Source organism: Pseudomonas sp. GYB4201, from assembly GCF_056312595.1.
The window spans coordinates 86,559-105,386 of record NZ_JBWGIG010000004.1 but is presented as its reverse complement, the minus strand read 5'-3'; the positions used below and the strand labels follow the sequence as shown (position 1 = coordinate 105,386).

Here is an 18,828-nt window from a genome sequence, read left to right as displayed (position 1 = left end):
GGGGGTTCCAGGCGGTTCGAACTCGGGGGAATGCTACCGCAAATGGCCTCGGCAGGCACTCGCTATCAAGTTTTGCCGATGACGTCCGATAGCCCGGGGGTATGTGGTACAAATCTGTGGAGCCTCCCGTGCGCCAGCGTTATCTAGCCCTGTTCAGTATCTTCGCCAGCCTGCCCGCCATGGCTATCACTTTCCAGACCCGCCTGGAGAACGTCGAGTGGAAGGTCGAGGGCGACCAGTTCGAATGCCGTCTTGTCCAGCCTATCACCGACTTCGGCTCGGGTGAGTTCGTCCAGCGCGCGGGCGAGGGCGCCGTGTTCAGCCTCAAGTCCAGCAGCCGCCTGCTCGGCCGTGGCTCGGCGACCCTGTTGGCCGCCGCCGCGCCGTGGCAGCCAGGGCGTGGCGACATCAACCTGGGGGCGGTGCGCATGGGCGACGGCGCGACGCTGTTCAGCAGCTCCCAGGGCCAGGCCAGCCGCCTGATCGGCGGTCTCATCGAAGGCCGCAGCACCGTCATCCGCACCTTCTCCGGCACCACCGGGCGGCCCACCGAAGTGCGCGTGCTGCCGGTGAAATTCAGCCAGGGCTATAGCGACTTCCAGGCCTGCACCACCAAGCTGCTGCCGATGAACTTCGACCAGGTCAGCCGCACCCAGGTGGGCTTCCCCGGCGGCGGCAATGACCTGGACGCCGCCGCCAAGCGGCGCCTGGACACCATCCTGGCCTACATGAAGGCCGACCCGACGGTGAACCATGTGGAATTGGACGGCCACTCCGACAACAGCGGCAACCGCCTGACCAACCGCGACGTGTCGCGCCGCCGCGCCCTGGCCGTGATGGATTACCTCAAGGCCGCCGGCGTGCCGGAGTCCGACATCGTCATGCGCTTCCATGGCGAGCAGTTCCCGGTGGCGCCGAACACCAATGCCGCCAACCGGGCGCTCAACCGCCGGGTGAACATCCAGCTGTCGCGGGTGGCCGCGGCGGACAAGCCAGCGGTGCCGCCCGAGGCCGTGCAGCAGGCGCCTGCGCAGCCAGGCCCGGCGCAACCCAAGCCTCCCGCGCAACTGTAGCCGCTGCCGGCAGGCTGCGCTGGCCCTCTGCCTCGCCGGAAAGTTCCAGTGTATGAAAGGGCCAGCGCAGCCTTTCGGCAGCGGCTACAGGGTCGCCGAAGCGAAAGTTATTGTCGCTTCATCGTCATTTGCTGTCGCGCCTCTGTAATTCTGCGGGTTTGAACGGTAGACTAATCGGCTTTCCGTACAACCCCGTGGAGTGATGGCATGGCGGACGTAAACAAGGTCGTTCTGGCGTATTCCGGCGGCCTGGACACTTCGGTGATCCTCAAGTGGCTGCAGGACACTTATAACTGCGAAGTGGTGACCTTCACCGCTGACCTGGGTCAGGGCGAAGAAGTAGAGCCTGCACGTGCCAAGGCGCAAGCCATGGGCGTGAAAGAGATCTACATCGACGACCTGCGCGAAGAATTCGTGCGTGACTTCGTGTTCCCGATGTTCCGCGCCAACACCGTCTATGAAGGCGAGTACCTGCTGGGTACCTCCATCGCCCGTCCGCTGATCGCCAAGCGCCTGATCGAGATCGCCAACGAAACTGGCGCCGACGCCATTTCCCACGGCGCTACCGGCAAGGGCAACGACCAGGTGCGTTTCGAGCTGGGCGCCTACGCCCTCAAGCCAGGCGTGAAAGTGATCGCCCCTTGGCGTGAATGGGACCTGCTGTCGCGCGAGAAGCTGATGGACTACGCCGAGAAGCACGCGATCCCGATCGAGCGTCACGGCAAGAAGAAGTCCCCGTACTCGATGGACGCCAACCTGCTGCACATCTCCTATGAAGGCGGCGTGCTGGAAGACACCTGGACCGAGCACGAGGAAGACATGTGGCGCTGGACCGTCTCGCCAGAGAACGCTCCAGACACCGCCCAGTACCTGGAACTGACCTACCGCAACGGTGACATCGTCGCGCTGGACGGCGTCGAGATGACCCCGGCCACCGTGCTGGCGACCCTGAACAAGATCGGCGGCGCCCACGGCATCGGCCGTCTGGACATCGTCGAGAACCGTTACGTGGGCATGAAGTCCCGTGGCTGCTACGAAACCCCCGGCGGCACCATCATGCTGCGCGCCCACCGTGCCATCGAGTCCATCACCCTGGACCGCGAAGTCGCTCACCTGAAAGACGAGCTGATGGCCAAGTACGCCAGCCTGATCTACACCGGCTACTGGTGGAGCCCTGAGCGCCTGATGCTGCAACAGATGATCGACGCCTCCCAGGTCAACGTGAACGGCGTGGTACGCCTGAAGCTGTACAAGGGCAACGTCATCGTCACCGGCCGCAAGTCCGACGACTCGCTGTTCGACGCCAACATCGCTACCTTCGAGGAAGATGGCGGCGCGTACAATCAGGCCGACGCGGCGGGCTTCATCAAGCTCAACGCCCTGCGCATGCGCATCGCTGCCAACAAGGGTCGCAAGTTGTTCTGATTGCCCCCTGGTTGCACACGAAAGCCCCGGCCCTGGCCGGGGCTTTCGCGTTTGTGGGCGGCCGCTTTCATGCCGGCGGCACTGCTTGCCGGGCCGGCAGGCCGCCCTGGCGGCGGGTCAGCGTGGTGAGCGCGGCTTCATCCAGGTCGTATGCGCTGATGGTACATTCGGCGTTGTGCTCGAAGGCCTTGCCCAGCAGGTGCCCCAGCAGCACGCTCACCGGGCTGCGCAGCTGCGACAGCCGGTACAGCATGATCAGGTGGCGCTCCGCAGGCGCCTTGGGGCGCAGGATCTCGGTGATCATGGCGTCCAGGTCCTGCTCGTTGGCGAAATGGCTGTAGTCGAGGATGTACAGGGCCCGGAACTCCTCGCCGCGGCGCTGGCGCAACACCGGCACATCGGCAACGGGCAGCGGTTGGGCCGGGGTGGCCGAAGGTGGCGGCAGCGGCGGGGGAGGCGTGTTGGCGTTGCCAGCCTGGGCGGGTGCCGGCTGGCCTTTGGCAATATCCAGGAAGTCCTGTTCATTGCTGAAGTCGGAAGGGGAATAAAGCACCTTGTAGTTGAAATTCAATGTTACAAAGAATAACAGTGTCAGGAACGGCGGGAAGCCGATAAGGAACCAGGTATACAGGTCCTGGCTGTCGTCCTTTAGAAAGGGCAGCGAGGCCAGGGCTGACGCTTCGACTATGGCGGCAAATATGGCAATGATTGTCAGGGGGTTCTTTGTATGGGGCGGCGGGCTGGACATGGAAACTCCTTGGCACGGCCTGTTACCGGACCGTATCTGTCGTTGGAATTCTAGAGTTTCTGCGGTGGTCGGCCGGCTATGTATAGTTATTTTATTTGCGCATGTTGCGAATATATCGATTTATTCAACTGTCATTTCCGTCGGGGCGGGAACGGCTTTCCCGCTGGATGCCCCGCCGGGCCCGGCCTGTATGAGGGGCTGCAGGAAGTGACAGGTGTAAGGTTATTTACAGTTCGATATAAAGAGAGACAACGGCAGTGAGCGGTATCTGCCACCCGTACGACGTTATCCACAGGTCGGATAATGTGCCCGTCTGGCTGTCCGACACAGAATGAATGGCTTGTAAGCAAATACTCAATTGCTGCTCATAATCCGATGTGCAATGCTTCTTGGTGTCAGATATTTTTCAATGTAGGGCTACCAATTGTCGGAAAAATCTGGAGAGAACTTCAAGGAGTGAGGTTTTCTGTAGGAATAGTCTCTCTCGGTTGTAGGTCTTGTCTTTGCTGTTAGGTAGCTGGCAGTGACGCAATGCAAAGTGCCGGACGACTAGGCTATTGTGCGGGCTCTAAAAATTCGAACAGCGAAAATTGGATTTTCCCATGAATAAAGTGCTGATCGTGGATGATCACCCTGTAGTTCGCCTGGCGTTGCGCATGCTGATGGAGCGCCACTGCTACGAAGTGGTCGGCGAAACCAACAATGGCGTGGATGCCTTGCAAATGGCCCGTGAGTACCAACCGGACCTCGTCATACTCGACATCTGCATTCCCAAGCTCGATGGCCTGGAGGTGATGGCGCGCCTGAGCAGCGAGCGCCGTGCCACCAAGGTGCTGGTGCTGACCTCGCAGATGCCCGGGCATTTTTCCATGCGTTGCATGCAGACCGGCGCGGCGGGCTACGTGTGCAAGCAGCAGGAGCTGACCGAGCTGCTCAGTGCCATCAAGGCGGTGCTGTCAGGCTACAGCTACTTCCCCAACCAGGCCCTGCATTCGGTGCGCTCCAGCCTGGGCAACGCCTCCGAATCGCAGATGATCGAGCGCCTCTCGGGCCGCGAGATGATGGTGTTGCAGCAGTTGGCGCGGGGCAAGAGCAACAAGGAAATCGCCGACGGCATGTTCCTCAGCAACAAGACCGTCAGCACCTACAAGACCCGCCTGCTGCTCAAGCTCAATGCGCGGTCGCTGGTGGACCTGATCGAGCTGGCGCAGCGCAACGGCCTGGCGTGAGCCGGCCCGCGGCCGGCGCGCGAAAGGACAGGGTGGAAAAAGGGTTATAGATCGAAGTCGTAGTCGGCCAGCTGCTTCTGCAGGCGACGTTCTTCCAGCAGGTTGTCGATGGTGCGGCGCTTGCTCAGGTTGGTTTTTGCGGTTTCCGCAGGGGCTTCGGCTTCGTCGTTGTCGACAGGGGCAAACTCGTCTTCCACATCCAGTTCTTCTTTACCGGTGCTCATAAAGTCAACTCCAGGCTTGCAGTGCCATTGGCGCACCTTATATCGGTAAATCTTTCGCGCGTAAAAAAGATTTTTTCAATCGCCTGATCAGCTTTTTCAATAAGCCTTCAATCGTCGGAGGTCTTGTGCTTGTAATCGCACAAATCCTCGATACGGCAGCTGCCGCAGCGCGGCTTGCGAGCCTGGCACACGTAGCGGCCGTGCAGGATCAGCCAGTGGTGGGAGTCGAGCAGGTATTCCCTGGGCACGAACTTGAGCAGGTTCTTCTCCACCTCCAGCACGTTCTTGCCTGGGGCGATGCCGGTGCGGTTGGCCACGCGGAAGATGTGCGTGTCCACCGCCATGGTCGGCTGCCGGAAAGCGGTGTTGAGCACCACGTTGGCGGTCTTGCGGCCCACGCCGGGCAGCGCTTCCAGGGACTCGCGGTCCTGGGGCACCTCGCCGCCGTGCAGCTCCACCAGCATGCGGCAGGCTTCGATCACGTTGCGTGCCTTGCTATTGTACAGGCCGATGGTCTTGATGTACTCGGACAGGCCGTCCACGCCCAGGGCATGGATGGCCGCCGGGGTGTTGGCCACCGGGTAGAGCTTGGCGGTGGCCTTGTTCACGCCCACGTCCGTGGACTGGGCAGACAGAATCACCGCAATCAGCAGCTCGAAGGCCGAGGTGTAGGCCAGTTCGGTCTTGGGTTCGGGGTTGTCTTCATGCAGCCGGCGAAAGATTTCCCGGCGTTTGACGTTGTTCATCGGTCACGGTGTCCTGGGTTCGGGGCGTCGGCGGTGGCGGCCTGCTGCGCCTTGATCCGCGCCAAGGCCGCTTGTATCGGGTCGCTGATGGCGGTGGGCGCAGGCGCCTGTACGGCGGGTGCCGGGCGCTGGGCTTCGCGCCGTGCGGCCAGGTTGGCCAGCCGCGCGTTGCGCTGCTCGAAACGCCTGCGGGCGCGGTCACGCTTGAGGGTGCGGGCCTGGCGTTCGCCATCGGTCTGCGCCAGGCCGCCGACGATGGCCACGCTGGCGTTGGCTGGCAACGGCCGCAACTCGATGCAGTCCACCGGGCAGGGTGCCACGCACAGGTCGCAGCCGGTACATTCGTCGACGATCACGGTGTGCATCAGCTTGGCCGCGCCGACGATGGCGTCCACCGGGCAGGCCTGGATGCATTTGGTGCAGCCGATGCATTCGGCTTCACGGATGTAGGCCACCTGGGGTGGTGCGCTGCCGCGGCTGGTGTCCAGGGCGATGACCGGCACCTGCAGCAGGTTCGCCAGGGCAGCGAGGGTCTCGGTGCCACCGGGCGGGCATTTGTTGATCGCGTCGCCCCTCGACATCGCCTGGGCATAGGGCAGGCAGCCGCCATGGCCGCATTTGCCGCACTGGGTCTGGGGCAGCAGGGCGTCGATGCGTTGGGTCAGGCTCATGGGCTTGGTTTCGCCAGTTGCAACGTAGCCGCTGCCGCGAGGCTGCGCCGGCCCTGTGGTTCGCCGGAAATCTCCAGTGAGGCACAGGGCCAGCGCAGCCTGGCGGCAGCGGCTACGCGGGGTTGCGGTTACTTGATGCGCTGGCCCGGCTTGGCGCCGCTGTCGGGGCTCAGCAGGTAGATCTCTTCGCCGCCAGGGCCTGCGGCCATGACCATGCCTTCGGACATGCCGAAGCGCATTTTGCGCGGCTTGAGGTTGGCGATCATCATGGTCAGTCGACCTTCCAGCTCGGCCGGGTTCGGGTAGGCGCTCTTGATGCCCGAGAACACGTTGCGCTGCTCGTCACCGATGTCCAGGGTCAGGCGCAGCAGTTTGTCGGCGCCCTCCACGTGCTCGGCCTTGACGATCAGGGCCACGCGCAGGTCCACGGCAGCAAAGGTGTCGAACTCGATTTCCGCGGCCAGGGGCTCCTTGACCAGCTCGCCGTTGCCAGCCGGGGCGTTGGAGGCCTGGGCGGCTTCCAGGTCTTCCTTGGAGGCGTCGACCATGGCTTGCACCTTCACCGGGTCGATGCGGCTCATCAGCGCCTGGAACGGGTTCAGCTGGTGGTTGGCCAGCAGCGTGGCGTGGTCGGCCCAGGTCAGCGGCGCGACGTTGAGGAACGCCTCGGCGTCGGCGGCCAGTTGTGGCAGCACCGGCTTGAGGAAGATCACCAGCTGGCGGAACAGGTTCACGCCCAGGGCGCACACGGCCTGCACTTCGGCCTGCTTGCCTTCCTGCTTGGCCAGGGCCCACGGCGCCTTGTCGGCGATGAAGGCGTTGGCGCGGTCGGCCAGGGCCATGATCTCGCGCATGGCGCGGGCGAAGTCACGGTTCTCGTAGGCTTCGGCGATGCTTGGCGCGGCGGCCAGGAAGGCGTCGGTCAGCTCTGGCGCGGCGTTCTCGGCCACCAGCACGCCGGCATTGCCCTTGTGGATGAAGCCTGCGCAGCGGCTGGCGATGTTGACCACCTTGCCCACCAGGTCGGAGTTGACCTTCTGCACGAAGTCTTCCAGGTTCAGGTCCATGTCGTCGACGCCACGGCCCAGCTTGGAGGCGTAGTAGTAGCGCAGGTATTCGGGCGACAGGTGGTCCAGGTAGGTGCGCGCCTTGACGAAGGTGCCGCGCGATTTGGACATTTTCTGGCCGTTGACGGTCAGGTAGCCGTGCACGTTCACCGCGGTTGGCTTGCGGTAGCCGGCGCCTTCGAGCATGGCGGGCCAGAACAGGGCGTGGAAGTTGATGATGTCCTTGCCGATGAAGTGGTACAGCTCGGCGGTGGAGTCCTTGGCCCAGTAGGCGTCGAAGTCCAGGTCCGGACGGCGCGCGCACAGGTTCTTGAAGCTGGCCATGTAGCCGATCGGCGCGTCCAGCCACACGTAGAAGTACTTGCCTGGCTCGCCCGGGATCTCGAAGCCGAAGTACGGCGCGTCACGGGAGATGTCCCATTCCTGCAGGCCGCTGTCCAGCCACTCGGCCAGCTTGTTGGCGACGGCGTCCTGCAGCGTGCCGCTGCGGGTCCACTCCTGCAGCATGGCCTGGAAGTCGGGCAGCTTGAAGAAGAAGTGCTGGGAATCCTTGAGCACCGGGGTGGCGCCGGAGATCGCCGACTTGGGGTTCTTCAGCTCGGTGGGCGCGTAGGTGGCGCCGCATTTCTCGCAGTTGTCGCCGTACTGGTCTTCGGCCGCGCACTTGGGGCAGGTGCCCTTGATGAAGCGGTCGGCCAGGAACATCTGCTTGTCCGGGTCGAAGTACTGGGTCACCGAGCGCTGGGAGATGTGTCCGGCGTCACGCAGCTTCAGGTAGATCTGCGAGGACAGCTCGCGGTTCTCTTCGGCGTGGGTGGAGTGGAAGTTGTCGAACTCCACCAGGAAGTCGGCGAAGTCGGTGCTGTGCTCGACCTGCACGCCGGCGATCAGCTGCTCCGGGGTGATGCCTTCCTTTTCCGCGCGCAGCATGATGGCCGAGCCGTGGGCGTCGTCGGCGCAGACGTAGGTGCACTGGTTGCCGCGGTGCTTCTGGAAACGCACCCACATGTCGGTCTGGATGTACTCGACCATGTGGCCAAGGTGGATCGAACCGTTGGCATAGGGCAGGGCGCTGGTGACGAGAATCTTGCGGGGCTCGGACATGGGGCTCGGCTACTTAGAAGTCAAAACAAGATCGGCCACTATAAAGGCCTGGCGCATTTTTTTCACCCCCGTAGCCGCTGCCGAAGGCTGCGCTGGCCCTTGAATGCACCGAAGATCCGCAGTGGGGCTGCCGGCCAGCGCAGCCTGCGGCAGCGGCTACGGGATTGGCGCAGATTTCCGGGCGCGGACGCGCTAGGATAGCCGTCTGTCTTGCTCTGTCTTTATAACGGGAGAACCCATGGGTGCCGTCAATCGCGCCGCCGTCGAAGCCGTACTTGGCCAGTACACCGATCCCTACCTGAACCAGGACCCGGTCAGCGCCGGGTGCGTGCGGGCCATCGATATCGAGGGCGGGCAGGTCAACGTGGTGCTGGAGCTGGGCTACGCCGCCGGCCTGTTCAAGAACGGCTTCGCCCAAGTGCTGCAGACCGCCGTCGAAAGCCTGGACGGCGTGACCGGCGCCACCGTGCGCATCGACTGCGTGATCGGCGCCCACAAGGCCCAGGCCCAGGTGCCGGGCATGGCCAACGTCAAGAACATCGTCGCCGTGGCCTCGGGCAAGGGTGGGGTGGGCAAGTCCACCACCGCCGCCAACCTGGCCCTGGCCCTGGCCCGCGAGGGTGCGCGCGTGGGTATCCTCGACGCCGACATCTATGGCCCCAGCCAGGGCGTGATGTTCGGCATTGCCGAAGGCACCCGCCCGCAGGTCAAGGACCAGAAATGGTTCGTGCCGCTCAAGGCCCATGGCGTGGAAGTGATGTCCATGGCCTTCCTCACCGACGACAACACCCCCATGGTGTGGCGCGGCCCCATGGTGTCCGGCGCCCTGCTGCAGCTGATCACCCAGACCGCCTGGGACGACCTGGACTACCTGGTGATCGACATGCCGCCAGGCACCGGTGACATCCAGCTGACCCTGGCGCAGAAAGTACCGGTGGCCGGCGCGGTCATCGTTACCACGCCCCAGGACCTGGCCCTGCTGGACGCCAAGAAAGGCGTGGAGATGTTCCGCAAGGTCAACATTCCGGTGCTGGGCGTGGTCGAGAACATGGCCGTGCACATCTGCTCCAACTGCGGCCATGCCGAGCACCTGTTCGGCGAGGGCGGTGGCGAGAAGCTGGCGGCGCAGTACGGTGTCGAGCTGCTGGCGTCGTTGCCGTTGTCGATGCTGATTCGCGAGCAGGCCGACAGCGGCAAGCCGACTGCCATTGCCGAGCCGGAAAGCCAGATCGCCATGGTCTACCAGGAGCTGGCGCGCCACGTGGGTGCGCGCATCGTGATGCAGGAAGCAGCAGCGCCGGCGATGCCGAGCATTACCATCTCTGACGACTGAGTCACTGTAGCAACAACTGTCTTGAAACCGCGTCGCCTGCATCGCGACTAAAGTCGGCTCCTACGCCGGCGGTGGTAGGAGCCGGCCTTGGCCGCGATGCAGACTACGCCGCCCGTAGCTGCCGTCAGGCTACGGTAAACCGCAGGCATAAAAAAACCCCGCTCGTGAGCGGGGTTCTTTTGAACTGTTCAGTACAAGTTAGATAACTTGAACTTCTTCAGCTTGCATGCCTTTCTGGCCGCGGGTAGCGACGAAAGAAACCTGCTGGCCTTCTTTCAGGCTTTTGAAGCCGTCAGCCTGGATAGCTTTGAAGTGAACGAACAGGTCGTCACCGGATTGTGGAGTGATGAAGCCGAAGCCTTTTTCATCGTTGAACCACTTAACGGTACCGGTTTGGCGATTGGACATGGTGAGTCTCCTTGGACAAAGTTAACTGCGGTTCAGGAAATGCCCTGGCCGAGACTGAGTGCAAAGAGCAGGAAAATTCATGGAGATGTAAAACATCGGGTAGAGATTCTCAGTGACACAAGCAACACAGTGACGCCACCTTAACCCTTTTTCCGGGGCCTGCCAATGCCATTCGCCGCGAATAACACAAATCATGACTGACGGTGCCGGCGGGTGGCGAAAAGTCGCAGTTTTCGCGGGCTGCAAGGCAGGAAATGACCGGGCGGTCCGAACAAATGACCACGGTGCTTTGAGCCGTGGCGCCCGGTCCGGTAAGATGCGGGCAACATTTTCACCACCTCGCTATTCAGGACACCCCGCCATGAGCATCAAATCGGACAAGTGGATTCGCCGCATGGCGCAAGAGCACGGCATGATCGAGCCTTTCGTCGAGCGCCAGATGCGCGGTGAAGGCGCCGACCGGCTGATCTCCTTCGGCGTGTCCAGCTACGGCTACGACGTACGCTGCGCCGATGAATTCAAGGTGTTCACCAACATCAACTCGGCCACCGTGGACCCGAAGAACTTCGACGAGAAGAGCTTCGTCGACGTGAAAAGCGACGTCTGCATCATCCCGCCGAACTCCTTCGCCCTGGCCCGCACCGTCGAGTACTTCCGCATCCCGCGCAACGTGCTGACCATCTGCCTGGGCAAGAGCACCTACGCGCGCTGCGGCATCATCGTCAACGTCACCCCGCTGGAACCGGAGTGGGAAGGCCACGTGACCCTGGAGTTCTCCAACACCACCACGCTGCCGGCGAAAATCTACGCCAACGAAGGCGTGGCGCAGATGCTGTTCCTTGAGTCCGACGAAGAATGTGAAGTGTCCTACAAGGACCGTGGCGGCAAGTACCAGGGCCAGCGCGGCGTGACCCTGCCGCGTACATAATCCGACCGGCGCAAGGAATTAGTCGGGAAAAAGGCACTCTATCGAGGTGAACTGTTCCGTTTCGCGTCACGCGAGGCGGGCCATTGACCAGGGAGTGCCTATGAAAATCGACCCGACCATCAGCGCCGAACTGGCCAGGCTGGAGCCCAACCAGGTTGGCGTGCTTGCCTGGACCTTGCTGGCCAACCCCATGGCCCACCAGGCGGGCGGCGTACCGGGCCAACCGGACCCCGACCCCAACCCCGATTACCCGCAGCCCGAAGAACCGGGCGAGCCGACCATCCCCGATCAACCCCCACCTGCGCCTGTGGCCTGACGCCGCACCGGCCACACCTGGCCGTCGCCGACCACGAACAGCTGGTCGGCCCGGCCGGGACGCAGCGCATGCCCCCCTGTGAAGGCGCCGAACGCCGGTAGCAGGCTGACCTTTTCCCCGAAGCTGAAACACGGCAGGCGCAGGCTTTGCCGCCCTTTGCCCTGCAAGCGGTACACCGGGTGCACGTGGCCGGCCAGCACCGGCAGGCGCGGGTGCGGCTCGGGTTCGTGTTGCAACGCGAACGGCCCCAGCGGCAGCGGCTCGGCCACCACATCGAACGCCAGCGAGGCGGGCGGGTCGCCGGCGCGGCGGTCGTGGTTGCCGCGAATCAGCGTCACCACCAAGCCGCCATGCCGATCACGCCACTGCTGCAGCGCCGCCAGGGTCGCCGGCCCTTGGGAGCCGGGGGCGTGGAGGAAGTCACCGAGGAAGATCAGCCGCTGGCAGTCATGCCGTGCCAACAGCCGGTCCAACACCGCCAGGTTGCTCGCGGTGGTGCCATGAGGCACCGGCTGGCCCAGGCGGCGGTAGGCGGCGGCCTTGCCGAAGTGCGCGTCGGCGATCAGCAGGGCGCGTTGCCCGGGCCAGTAGATGGCCTTCTCCGGCAGCAGCCACAAGGTGGTGCCGTGGAAGTCGAAGGCGTGGTGGCCGCTCATGGCCCCGCCGCCGTTTCCAGGTCGCTGACCATGCGCGCGATGCGGTCCGCCAGCTTCTCGGAGCTGAGGCTTTCGCGGAAGCGCTCCACCATCAGCGGAAACCCCAGCGGCGTGGCGCGCTTGAGCGCGTGCAGGTCCAGACGCTGGCCTTGCATGCGCACCAGTGTCTGTTCCAGGCGCTGCACGTCCAACTCCTGGCGCAGCACTTCTTCCTGGGCTTGGGTCAGCAGCAGGTTGCCGGCGTCGTATTGCTTGAACACCTCGAAAAACAGCCCGCTGGAGGCCTGCACCTGGCGGGTGCTCTTCTGCGAGCCGGGGTAGCCGCCGAACACCAGCCCGGAGATACGCGCGATCTCGCGGAAGCGCCGCAACGCCAGCTCCCCGGCATTGAGGCTGGCGAGCACGTCGGCCAGCAGCTGATCGGGGCTCAGCAGCGCGCCGTTCAGCCACTGCGACCAATCCACGGCGGTGGCGCTGAGCAGCTCGAAGCCGTAGTCGTTGACGGCGATGGAGAAGGTCAGCGGCTGGCGTTGGCTCATCCGCGAGGCCAGCAGGCTGCCCAGCCCCAGGTGCACCTGGCGGCCGGCGAAGGGGTAGAGGAACAGGTGCCAGCCTTCGCGGGACTTCAGGGTTTCCGCCAACAGGGTGTCGGGGGTGGGCAGGGCCGACCAGTGCTGCTGCACCTCCAGCAGCGGCCGCACCGCGCGCATGGGTGGGCTCTGGTATTCGCCCTGCGCGGCCAGGCCCAGCTGGCGCACCAGGGCGGCGGCCAGTTCGCTGGACAGCGGCATGCGCCCACCATTCCAGCGCGGCACGGCGGCCTTCTTCGCGGTGCTGCGCTTGACGTAGGCGGTCATGTTCTCCACCCGCACCAGCTCCAGCTGGCGCCCGGCGAACAGGAAGCCGTCGCCGGGCCGCAGGCGGGCGATGAAGCCTTCCTCGACACTGCCCAGGGAGCGCCCGCCACCGCCCTTGCTCCAGAACTTCAGTTGCAGGCTGGCATCGCTGACGATGGTGCCGATGCTCATGCGGTGGCGGCGCGCCAGGCGCGCGTCGGGCACGCGCCACACGCCGTGTTCGTCGGGTTCCACGCGCCGGTAATCGGGGTAGGCGGTGAGCGAGTGGCCGCCGTGGCGCACGAACGCCAGGGCCCAGGCCCATTCGTCGTCGGTGAGGTCGCGGTAGGCCCAGGCGCTGCGCACTTCGGCCAACAGGTCATCGGGCCGAAAGCCGCCGCCCAGGGCCATGCTCACCAGGTGCTGCACCAGCACGTCCAAGGGTTTGTGCGGGGATTCACGCGGCTCGATCTGCCGCGCCGCCACCGCCTGCTCGGCAGCGGCGGCTTCCACCAGCTCCAGGCTGTGGGTGGGCACCAGGGTCACCCGCGACGGCCGGCCGGGGGCGTGGCCCGAGCGCCCGGCGCGTTGCATCAGGCGCGCCACGCCCTTGGCCGAACCGATCTGCAGCACCCGCTCCACCGGCAGGAAGTCCACCCCCAGGTCGAGGCTGGAGGTGCAGATCACCGCCTTGAGCTGGCCGTCCTTGAGCGCGCGCTCCACCCAGTCGCGGGTCTCCCGGGCCAGGGAGCTGTGGTGCAGGGCAATGATGCCGGCCCAGTCCGGGCGTGCGTCGAGAATCGATTGAAACCAGATCTCCGCCTGGGAGCGGGTGTTGGTGAACACCAGGCAACTGCTGCTGGTGTCGATCTCGCCCACTACCTGGTCGAGCATGCGCAGGCCCATGTGGCCGCCCCAGGGGAAGCGTTCGATGGCCGCCGGCAGCAGCGTGTCGACTTCGATGCGCTTGGCTTCGGCGCCTTGCACAGTGATGCCCTGGCCGGCGCCCAGTAGTACATCCTGGGCGTGGGCCTGATTGCCGAGGGTGGCGGAGATGCCCCATACGATCAAACCCGGCTGCCAGCGGCGCAGGCGCGCCAGGGCCAGCTGCAACTGCACGCCGCGCTTGTTGCCGATCAGCTCGTGCCATTCGTCCACCACCACCATGGCCAGGCTGGCGAATTCTGTCTTGGCGTGCTCGCGGGCCAGCAGCAGGGTCAGGCTTTCTGGGGTGGTGATCAGCGTGGTGGGCAGCCGCCGGCCCTGGCGGGCGCGTTCGGCGCTGCTGGTGTCGCCGGTGCGCAGGCCCAGGGACCAGGGCAGTTGCAGGTCGTCCAGGGGCGCTTGCAGGGCGCGATGGGTGTCGGCGGCCAGGGCGCGCATGGGCGTCAGCCACAGCACCGTCAGCGGCGCGGTGCGCGGGCCGGGCTTGGCGAAGCGGTTGAGGGCGGCGAACCACAAGGCGTAGGTCTTGCCGGCGCCAGTGCTGGCGTGCAGCAACCCCGACTGCCCAGCCTTGACGGCCGCCCAGACCTGTTTCTGGAACGCGAAGGGCTTCCAGCGGCGGGCGGCGAACCAGGGTTTGGCGTGGTCGGGCATGGGCGCTGTCCGTGGGGGTTAAACCAGTGACAGCGGGGCGGGCAAGTTAGTTTAGTGGGGTCTGGGCTGGCCTCATCGCGAGCAAGCTCGGCTCCTACGGGATTGATGCGTTCCGTAGGAGCCGAGCTTGCTCGCGATGAGGGCGATAGGGTTACTTCAGGTTGCCACTGAGGAACTGGCGCAACCGCTCGCTCTTCGGGTTACCCAGCACGTCCGCCGGCACGCCTTCCTCTTCCACCAGCCCCTTGTGCAGGAACATCACCTGGCTGGACACCTGGCGCGCGAAGCTCATCTCGTGGGTGACCATGATCATGGTGCGGCCTTCCTCGGCCAGGCCCTGGATCACCTTCAGCACTTCGCCCACCAGCTCCGGGTCGAGCGCCGAGGTGGGTTCGTCGAACAGCATCACCTCCGGCTCCATGGCCAGGGCGCGGGCGATGGCCACCCGCTGTTGCTGGCCGCCGGAGAGGAACGCCGGGTACTGGTCGGCGACGCGCGCCGGCAGGCCGACCTTGTCCAGGTAGCGGCGGGCACGGTCCTCGGCCTCGTGCTTGCTCACGCCCAGCACACGCCGCGGGGCCATGGTGACGTTCTCCAGGACGCTCATGTGGCTCCACAGGTTGAAGTGCTGGAACACCATGGCCAGGCGCGTGCGAATGCGCTGCAGCTCGTCAGGGTCGGCCACGCGCATGCCGTGGCTGTCCTGCACCATGCGGATCTGCTTGCCGTCCAGGCTCATGGCGCCGTCGTTGGGGGTTTCCAGGAAGTTGATGCAGCGCAGGAAGGTACTCTTGCCCGAGCCGCTGGCGCCGATCAGGCTGATGACGTCGCCGGTCTTGGCCTTGAGCGAAACCCCCTTGAGTACTTCGTTGTCGCCGTAGCGTTTGTGCAGGCCATCGATGGTCAGTTTGTACATGGGCAATCAGGTCTCAAGGCGAAAGAAGGTAGCCGCTGCGGTAGGCTTCGCGGCCGGCGACGTGGGCCACCACCATGCCGGCGGTGGCCATGCGCCGCAGCGAGCGGGCGTACATCACCCCGGCCTGGGCGCAGCGCACGGCGGTGATGCGGTCGCTGATGGGGTCGATGACGTCGGCGATCAGCTGGCCGGCGCTCACGACCTCGCCCGGCAGCACATGGAACACCAGCAGGCCGCCGGCGGCGCTGACCACCGGCTCCACCGCCGCCAGGGGCGTGGCCGGGTAGGGCAGCTCGGGCAGCGGCGGCTGCTCGCCGGCGATGGCGCCGTGGTGGGTCAGGTAGTCGATGATCGCCTGGCAGTCGGTGGCGGCGGTGTGGTGGTCGACATCGCCCTGGCCGCGCAGCTCCAGGGTCACCGAGAAGCTGCCCTGGGGGATCTCGAAGCGGTGGTTGAAGCGCTGCTGCAGCTCCCACCACACCAGGGTGAAGCACTCGTCGAACGACTGCCCGCCCGAGTCGGTGGCCAGCAGGCTGGCCTGGGCGCCCAGGTAGCGCGACAGCGGCTCCACCTTCGGCCACGCCTCGGGCGTGGTGTACAGGTGCGCCACGGCCTCGAAGTCGCAGTGCAGGTCCAGCACCATGTCGGCGTCGCAGGCCAGGCGCTGGAGGATCAGGCGCTGGGACTGCAACTGCGTGGCCGGCACCTGGGCTTCCAGCGCCCGGCGCAGGGCCGCGCGAATCAGCCGCGCGTTGTGCTGCGGGTCGTCGCCCAGGTGCGGCGCCACCTCGGTGCCCACTTCGTCGCTGAGGTCGACGAACAGGCGGTTGAAGTTCTGCCCGCTCTCCAGCTCGTAGCGGCCCAGGGGCACGTCCATCAGCACCTGCTCCAACCCCACCGGGTTGGCCACGGGCACCAGGACGATCTCGCTGTTCAGCTGCCCGGCCTGCTCCAGCTCGGCCAGGCGCTGCTTGAGGTGCCAGGCCACCAGCATGCCGGGCAGTTCGTCGGCGTGCAGCGAGGCCTGGATGTAGATCTTGCCGGCGCCGTCCGTGGGGCCGTAGTGAAAGCTGTGGATCTGCCGGCCGGTGCCTGGCACCGGGCTGATCAGGTCATGGGTGCGATGGTGCATTTCCGGTTCCTAGTGCGCAGGGCCGAGGAAGGCCAGCCAGCGGCGTTCCGCCAGGCGAAACAGGCCCACCAGCGTGAAGGTGATGGTCAGGTAGATCAGCGCGGCGATGCCGAACGACTGGAAGGTCATGAAGGTGGCCGAGTTGGCGTCGCGGGCCACTTTCAGGATGTCCGGCACCGTGGCGGTGAAGGCGACGGTGGTGGAGTGCAGCATCAGGATCACTTCGTTGCTGTAGAACGGCAGCGAGCGGCGCAGGGCCGACGGCATGATCACGTAAGTGTAGAGCTTCCAGCCGGTCAGGCCGTAGGCCTTGGCCGCTTCCACCTCGCCGTGGTTCATGCTGCGGATGGCGCCGGCGAAGATCTCGGTGGTGTAGGCGCAGGTGTTCAGGGCGAAGGCCAGGATGGTGCAGTTCATGGCGTCGCGGAAGAACGCGTTCAGCTCCGGCTGGTTGCGCACCGCCTCGATGCTGTAGATGCCCGTGTAGCAGATCAGCAGCTGGATATACAGCGGCGTGCCGCGGAACAGGTAGGTGTAGAACTGCACCGGCCAGCGCAGCCAGAAGTGCGTGGACACCCGGGCGATGGACAGCGGGATGGACACCACGAAGCCGATGGCGATGGAGGCGGTCAGCAGCCACATGGTCATGGCCAGGCCGGTGATGTGCTGGCCGTCCGAATACAGGAACGGGCGCCAGTATTGTTGCAACAGTTCAATCATCGCACGGCCTCCCGGCTACCAGCGCTGTAACGCCGCTCGGCCCAGCGCAACACCACGTTGGAGGCGCTGGTGATCAGCAGGTAGATGACGGCCGCCAGGACCAGGAAGTAGAACAGCTGGTAGGTGCTCTTGCCCGCGTCCTGGGCGGCCTTGACCAGGTCGGCCAGGCCGATGATCGACACCAGGGCGGTGGCCTTGAGCATCACCATCCAGTTGTTGCCGATGCCTGGCAGGGCGAAGCGCATCATCTGCGGGAACACCACGTAGCGGAACCGCTGGCCGCGTTTCAGGCCATAGGCGGTGGCCGCTTCCACCTGGCCGCGGGGCACGGCGAGGATGGCGCCACGGAAGGTTTCGGTGAAATAGGCGCCATAGATGAACCCGAGGGTGATCACACCAGAGGTGAAAGGATCGATCTCGATGTAGTCCCAGTCCATGGCATCTGTGAGATTGGTCAGCCAGGTTTGCAGGCTGTAGAAGATCAGCAGCATCAGCACCAGGTCGGGCACGCCGCGAATCAGGGTGGTGTACAACTGTGCGGGAACCCGCAGCACTTTAAGGCTTGATAGCTTGGCGCTGGCGCCCAGCAGGCCCAGGCCAACGCTCACCAGCAGTGACAGCACCGCCAGCTTGATGGTCATCCAGGTGCCTTCCAGCAGGATCGGGCCAAAGCCCTTCAGGCTGAATGCCGAAAGCCCCAGGTTTTGTAATAGGTCGTCGAACATGGATGGTGCCTGTGCAGGTAGAAAAAACGCCTTCCCCCGGACGGGAGAAGGCGTCGTTACCAATTGTTACTTGCCGCTGTACAGGTTCAGATCACCGAAGTGTTTCTTCTGAATGGTGTCGTAGGTGCCGTCCTTGTGTAACGCTTCGATACCTTTGTCCAGCAGGGCCTTGAGCTCTTTGTTACCCTTTTTGATACCGACGGCGGTCTTGGCCGGCAGCAGTGGGTCGTCAACCGGCTTGCTGACTTCGTAGTCGGCGCCCTGTGGCGATTTCAGGAAGCCCAGTTCGGCCTGCAGCATGTCCTGGATGGAAGCGTCCAGGCGGCCCGAGGTCAGGTCGGCGTACACCTGGTCCTGGTTGGCGTAAGCCTTGGTGGTCACGCCGGCCTTGTCCAGCACGGCCTTGGCGTAGGCTTCCTGGATGGTGCCCTGCTCGTAGCCCACGGTCTTGCCTTTGAGCGACTCGGGGGTGCTGTAGCCTGCACCTTTTTTGAACACCAGCGCGGTCGGGCCGGAGAATAGTTCGCTGGAGAAGTCGATGACCTTGGCGCGCGCGTCAGTCACGGTCATGGACGAGATCACGCCGTCGAACTTGCCGGCGTTGAGGCCCGGGATCATGCCGTCGAAGTCATTCTCGACCCACTTGCACTCCACTTTCAGCTCTTTGCAGATGGCATTGCCCAGGTCGATGTCAAAGCCCACCAGGCTGCCGTCGGCGGCCTTGGATTCGAACGGTGCGTAGGATGGGTCGACGCCGAAGCGCAATACCTTGTAATCCTTGGCCATCGCGGCGCCAGCAGACAAACATAAGGCCAGTGCAGAAAGGGTCAGCAATGCTTTTTTCATTGTGCAGTCCTTAGAACCTGAGAAGAGCGTACAGGTGTACGCGACATTCGTTACCGGCGGATGCCAGACATCATTCTGATAGCAATTTTCGCACCACAGTACCCGAACGAGCGTTTAAATGGGGCG

Annotated in this window: 18 protein-coding genes and 1 pseudogene; 6 read left to right on the top strand and 13 right to left on the bottom strand. The window is 64.5% G+C overall.

The window, feature by feature from the left end:
- The first annotated feature begins 128 nt into the window (after positions 1–128).
- On the top strand, positions 129–1,073 hold the full coding sequence (locus AC0Z2B_RS05245) for a flagellar protein MotY (RefSeq protein ID WP_416426389.1): 945 nt from the start codon (positions 129–131) through the stop codon (positions 1,071–1,073).
- 207 nt (positions 1,074–1,280) lie between these two features.
- The gene (locus AC0Z2B_RS05240; protein ID WP_262147423.1) at positions 1,281–2,498 is read left to right on the top strand and encodes an argininosuccinate synthase; all 1,218 of its coding nucleotides are present in this window, start codon (positions 1,281–1,283) and stop codon (positions 2,496–2,498) included.
- A 67-nt stretch (positions 2,499–2,565) separates the two neighbouring features.
- Here the strand turns inward: AC0Z2B_RS05240 and AC0Z2B_RS05235 are convergent, their stop codons facing one another.
- A complete protein-coding gene (locus AC0Z2B_RS05235; protein WP_476295431.1) occupies positions 2,566–3,246 on the bottom strand; it encodes a hypothetical protein in 681 nt (226 codons plus the stop codon).
- Positions 3,247–3,848: 602 nt separating this feature from the next.
- Here AC0Z2B_RS05235 and AC0Z2B_RS05230 point away from each other — a divergent pair.
- Positions 3,849–4,475 (top strand): response regulator, encoded by a 627-nt coding sequence (locus tag AC0Z2B_RS05230; RefSeq protein WP_416426386.1) that lies wholly within the window; start codon positions 3,849–3,851, stop codon positions 4,473–4,475.
- A 44-nt stretch (positions 4,476–4,519) separates the two neighbouring features.
- Here the strand turns inward: AC0Z2B_RS05230 and AC0Z2B_RS05225 are convergent, their stop codons facing one another.
- The 4 genes and pseudogenes from AC0Z2B_RS05225 to metG form a co-directional block, all read right to left on the bottom strand.
- Complete coding sequence (locus AC0Z2B_RS05225) at positions 4,520–4,699, bottom strand: PA3496 family putative envelope integrity protein (protein ID WP_416426384.1); 180 nt, start codon at positions 4,697–4,699, stop codon at positions 4,520–4,522.
- 107 nt (positions 4,700–4,806) lie between these two features.
- Positions 4,807–5,445 (bottom strand): endonuclease III, encoded by a 639-nt coding sequence (nth, locus tag AC0Z2B_RS05220; protein ID WP_476295429.1) that lies wholly within the window; start codon positions 5,443–5,445, stop codon positions 4,807–4,809.
- A 154-nt stretch (positions 5,446–5,599) separates the two neighbouring features.
- Positions 5,600–6,116 (bottom strand): annotated as a pseudogene (gene rsxB / locus AC0Z2B_RS05215) (electron transport complex subunit RsxB); the annotation flags it as partial.
- Positions 6,117–6,244: 128 nt separating this feature from the next.
- Positions 6,245–8,287 carry a methionine--tRNA ligase gene (metG, locus tag AC0Z2B_RS05210; RefSeq protein ID WP_416426381.1) on the bottom strand — a complete coding sequence of 681 codons (2,043 nt, stop codon included), beginning with the start codon at positions 8,285–8,287 and terminating at the stop codon, positions 6,245–6,247.
- A gap of 238 nt (positions 8,288–8,525) precedes the next feature.
- Between metG and apbC the strand changes: the two genes are divergently transcribed.
- The gene (apbC, locus tag AC0Z2B_RS05205; protein ID WP_476295427.1) at positions 8,526–9,620 is read left to right on the top strand and encodes an iron-sulfur cluster carrier protein ApbC; all 1,095 of its coding nucleotides are present in this window, start codon (positions 8,526–8,528) and stop codon (positions 9,618–9,620) included.
- A gap of 198 nt (positions 9,621–9,818) precedes the next feature.
- Here apbC and AC0Z2B_RS05200 read toward each other — a convergent pair whose 3' ends face one another.
- Positions 9,819–10,028 carry a cold-shock protein gene (locus AC0Z2B_RS05200; protein WP_008365925.1) on the bottom strand — a complete coding sequence of 70 codons (210 nt, stop codon included), beginning with the start codon at positions 10,026–10,028 and terminating at the stop codon, positions 9,819–9,821.
- A gap of 361 nt (positions 10,029–10,389) precedes the next feature.
- On the opposite strand from AC0Z2B_RS05200, the gene dcd reads away from it, so the two are divergent.
- Positions 10,390–10,956 (top strand): dCTP deaminase, encoded by a 567-nt coding sequence (gene dcd, locus AC0Z2B_RS05195; protein ID WP_003184751.1) that lies wholly within the window; start codon positions 10,390–10,392, stop codon positions 10,954–10,956.
- 100 nt (positions 10,957–11,056) lie between these two features.
- Positions 11,057–11,272, top strand: coding sequence for a hypothetical protein (locus tag AC0Z2B_RS05190; RefSeq protein ID WP_416426377.1), 216 nt, complete (start codon positions 11,057–11,059; stop codon positions 11,270–11,272).
- Here the strand turns inward: AC0Z2B_RS05190 and pdeM are convergent.
- The 7 genes from pdeM to AC0Z2B_RS05155 form a co-directional block, all read right to left on the bottom strand.
- Positions 11,245–11,928 (bottom strand): ligase-associated DNA damage response endonuclease PdeM, encoded by a 684-nt coding sequence (gene pdeM, locus AC0Z2B_RS05185; RefSeq protein WP_476295426.1) that lies wholly within the window; start codon positions 11,926–11,928, stop codon positions 11,245–11,247. The two genes, AC0Z2B_RS05190 and pdeM, sit on opposite strands and share 28 nt — an antisense overlap.
- Positions 11,925–14,363 (bottom strand): ligase-associated DNA damage response DEXH box helicase, encoded by a 2,439-nt coding sequence (locus AC0Z2B_RS05180; RefSeq protein WP_476295425.1) that lies wholly within the window; start codon positions 14,361–14,363, stop codon positions 11,925–11,927. The genes pdeM and AC0Z2B_RS05180 overlap by 4 nt, the downstream gene beginning before the upstream one ends.
- A gap of 151 nt (positions 14,364–14,514) precedes the next feature.
- Positions 14,515–15,279 (bottom strand): ATP-binding cassette domain-containing protein, encoded by a 765-nt coding sequence (locus tag AC0Z2B_RS05175; protein ID WP_473004210.1) that lies wholly within the window; start codon positions 15,277–15,279, stop codon positions 14,515–14,517.
- A gap of 13 nt (positions 15,280–15,292) precedes the next feature.
- Positions 15,293–16,411 carry a succinylglutamate desuccinylase/aspartoacylase family protein gene (locus AC0Z2B_RS05170; protein ID WP_416426369.1) on the bottom strand — a complete coding sequence of 373 codons (1,119 nt, stop codon included), beginning with the start codon at positions 16,409–16,411 and terminating at the stop codon, positions 15,293–15,295.
- A gap of 9 nt (positions 16,412–16,420) precedes the next feature.
- Entirely contained in the window at positions 16,421–17,131 is a 711-nt protein-coding gene (locus AC0Z2B_RS05165) for an ABC transporter permease (protein ID WP_416426368.1), read from the bottom strand.
- Positions 17,128–17,856, bottom strand: coding sequence for an ABC transporter permease (locus AC0Z2B_RS05160; RefSeq protein ID WP_416426366.1), 729 nt, complete (start codon positions 17,854–17,856; stop codon positions 17,128–17,130). The genes AC0Z2B_RS05165 and AC0Z2B_RS05160 overlap by 4 nt, the downstream gene beginning before the upstream one ends.
- 66 nt (positions 17,857–17,922) lie before the next feature.
- Positions 17,923–18,702: a transporter substrate-binding domain-containing protein gene (locus AC0Z2B_RS05155; protein ID WP_416426365.1), complete on the bottom strand. Its 780-nt coding sequence runs from the start codon at positions 18,700–18,702 to the stop codon at positions 17,923–17,925.
- Between the last annotated feature and the right edge of the window lie 126 nt (positions 18,703–18,828).

Bases quoted from the DNA above. Each gene is read 5' to 3' on its own strand.
- AC0Z2B_RS05240 (WP_262147423.1), top strand. From the start codon at position 1,281: ATGGCGGACGTAAACAAGGTCGTTCTGGCGTATTCCGGCGGCCTGGAC.
- AC0Z2B_RS05235 (WP_476295431.1), bottom strand. From the start codon at position 3,246: ATGTCCAGCCCGCCGCCCCATACAAAGAACCCCCTGACAATCATTGCC.
- AC0Z2B_RS05230 (WP_416426386.1), top strand. From the start codon at position 3,849: ATGAATAAAGTGCTGATCGTGGATGATCACCCTGTAGTTCGCCTGGCG.
- AC0Z2B_RS05225 (WP_416426384.1), bottom strand. From the start codon at position 4,699: ATGAGCACCGGTAAAGAAGAACTGGATGTGGAAGACGAGTTTGCCCCT.
- nth (WP_476295429.1), bottom strand. From the start codon at position 5,445: ATGAACAACGTCAAACGCCGGGAAATCTTTCGCCGGCTGCATGAAGAC.
- metG (WP_416426381.1), bottom strand. From the start codon at position 8,287: ATGTCCGAGCCCCGCAAGATTCTCGTCACCAGCGCCCTGCCCTATGCC.
- apbC (WP_476295427.1), top strand. From the start codon at position 8,526: ATGGGTGCCGTCAATCGCGCCGCCGTCGAAGCCGTACTTGGCCAGTAC.
- AC0Z2B_RS05200 (WP_008365925.1), bottom strand. From the start codon at position 10,028: ATGTCCAATCGCCAAACCGGTACCGTTAAGTGGTTCAACGATGAAAAA.
- dcd (WP_003184751.1), top strand. From the start codon at position 10,390: ATGAGCATCAAATCGGACAAGTGGATTCGCCGCATGGCGCAAGAGCAC.
- AC0Z2B_RS05190 (WP_416426377.1), top strand. From the start codon at position 11,057: ATGAAAATCGACCCGACCATCAGCGCCGAACTGGCCAGGCTGGAGCCC.
- pdeM (WP_476295426.1), bottom strand. From the start codon at position 11,928: ATGAGCGGCCACCACGCCTTCGACTTCCACGGCACCACCTTGTGGCTG.
- AC0Z2B_RS05180 (WP_476295425.1), bottom strand. From the start codon at position 14,363: ATGCCCGACCACGCCAAACCCTGGTTCGCCGCCCGCCGCTGGAAGCCC.
- AC0Z2B_RS05175 (WP_473004210.1), bottom strand. From the start codon at position 15,279: ATGTACAAACTGACCATCGATGGCCTGCACAAACGCTACGGCGACAAC.
- AC0Z2B_RS05170 (WP_416426369.1), bottom strand. From the start codon at position 16,411: ATGCACCATCGCACCCATGACCTGATCAGCCCGGTGCCAGGCACCGGC.
- AC0Z2B_RS05165 (WP_416426368.1), bottom strand. From the start codon at position 17,131: ATGATTGAACTGTTGCAACAATACTGGCGCCCGTTCCTGTATTCGGAC.
- AC0Z2B_RS05160 (WP_416426366.1), bottom strand. From the start codon at position 17,856: ATGTTCGACGACCTATTACAAAACCTGGGGCTTTCGGCATTCAGCCTG.
- AC0Z2B_RS05155 (WP_416426365.1), bottom strand. From the start codon at position 18,702: ATGAAAAAAGCATTGCTGACCCTTTCTGCACTGGCCTTATGTTTGTCT.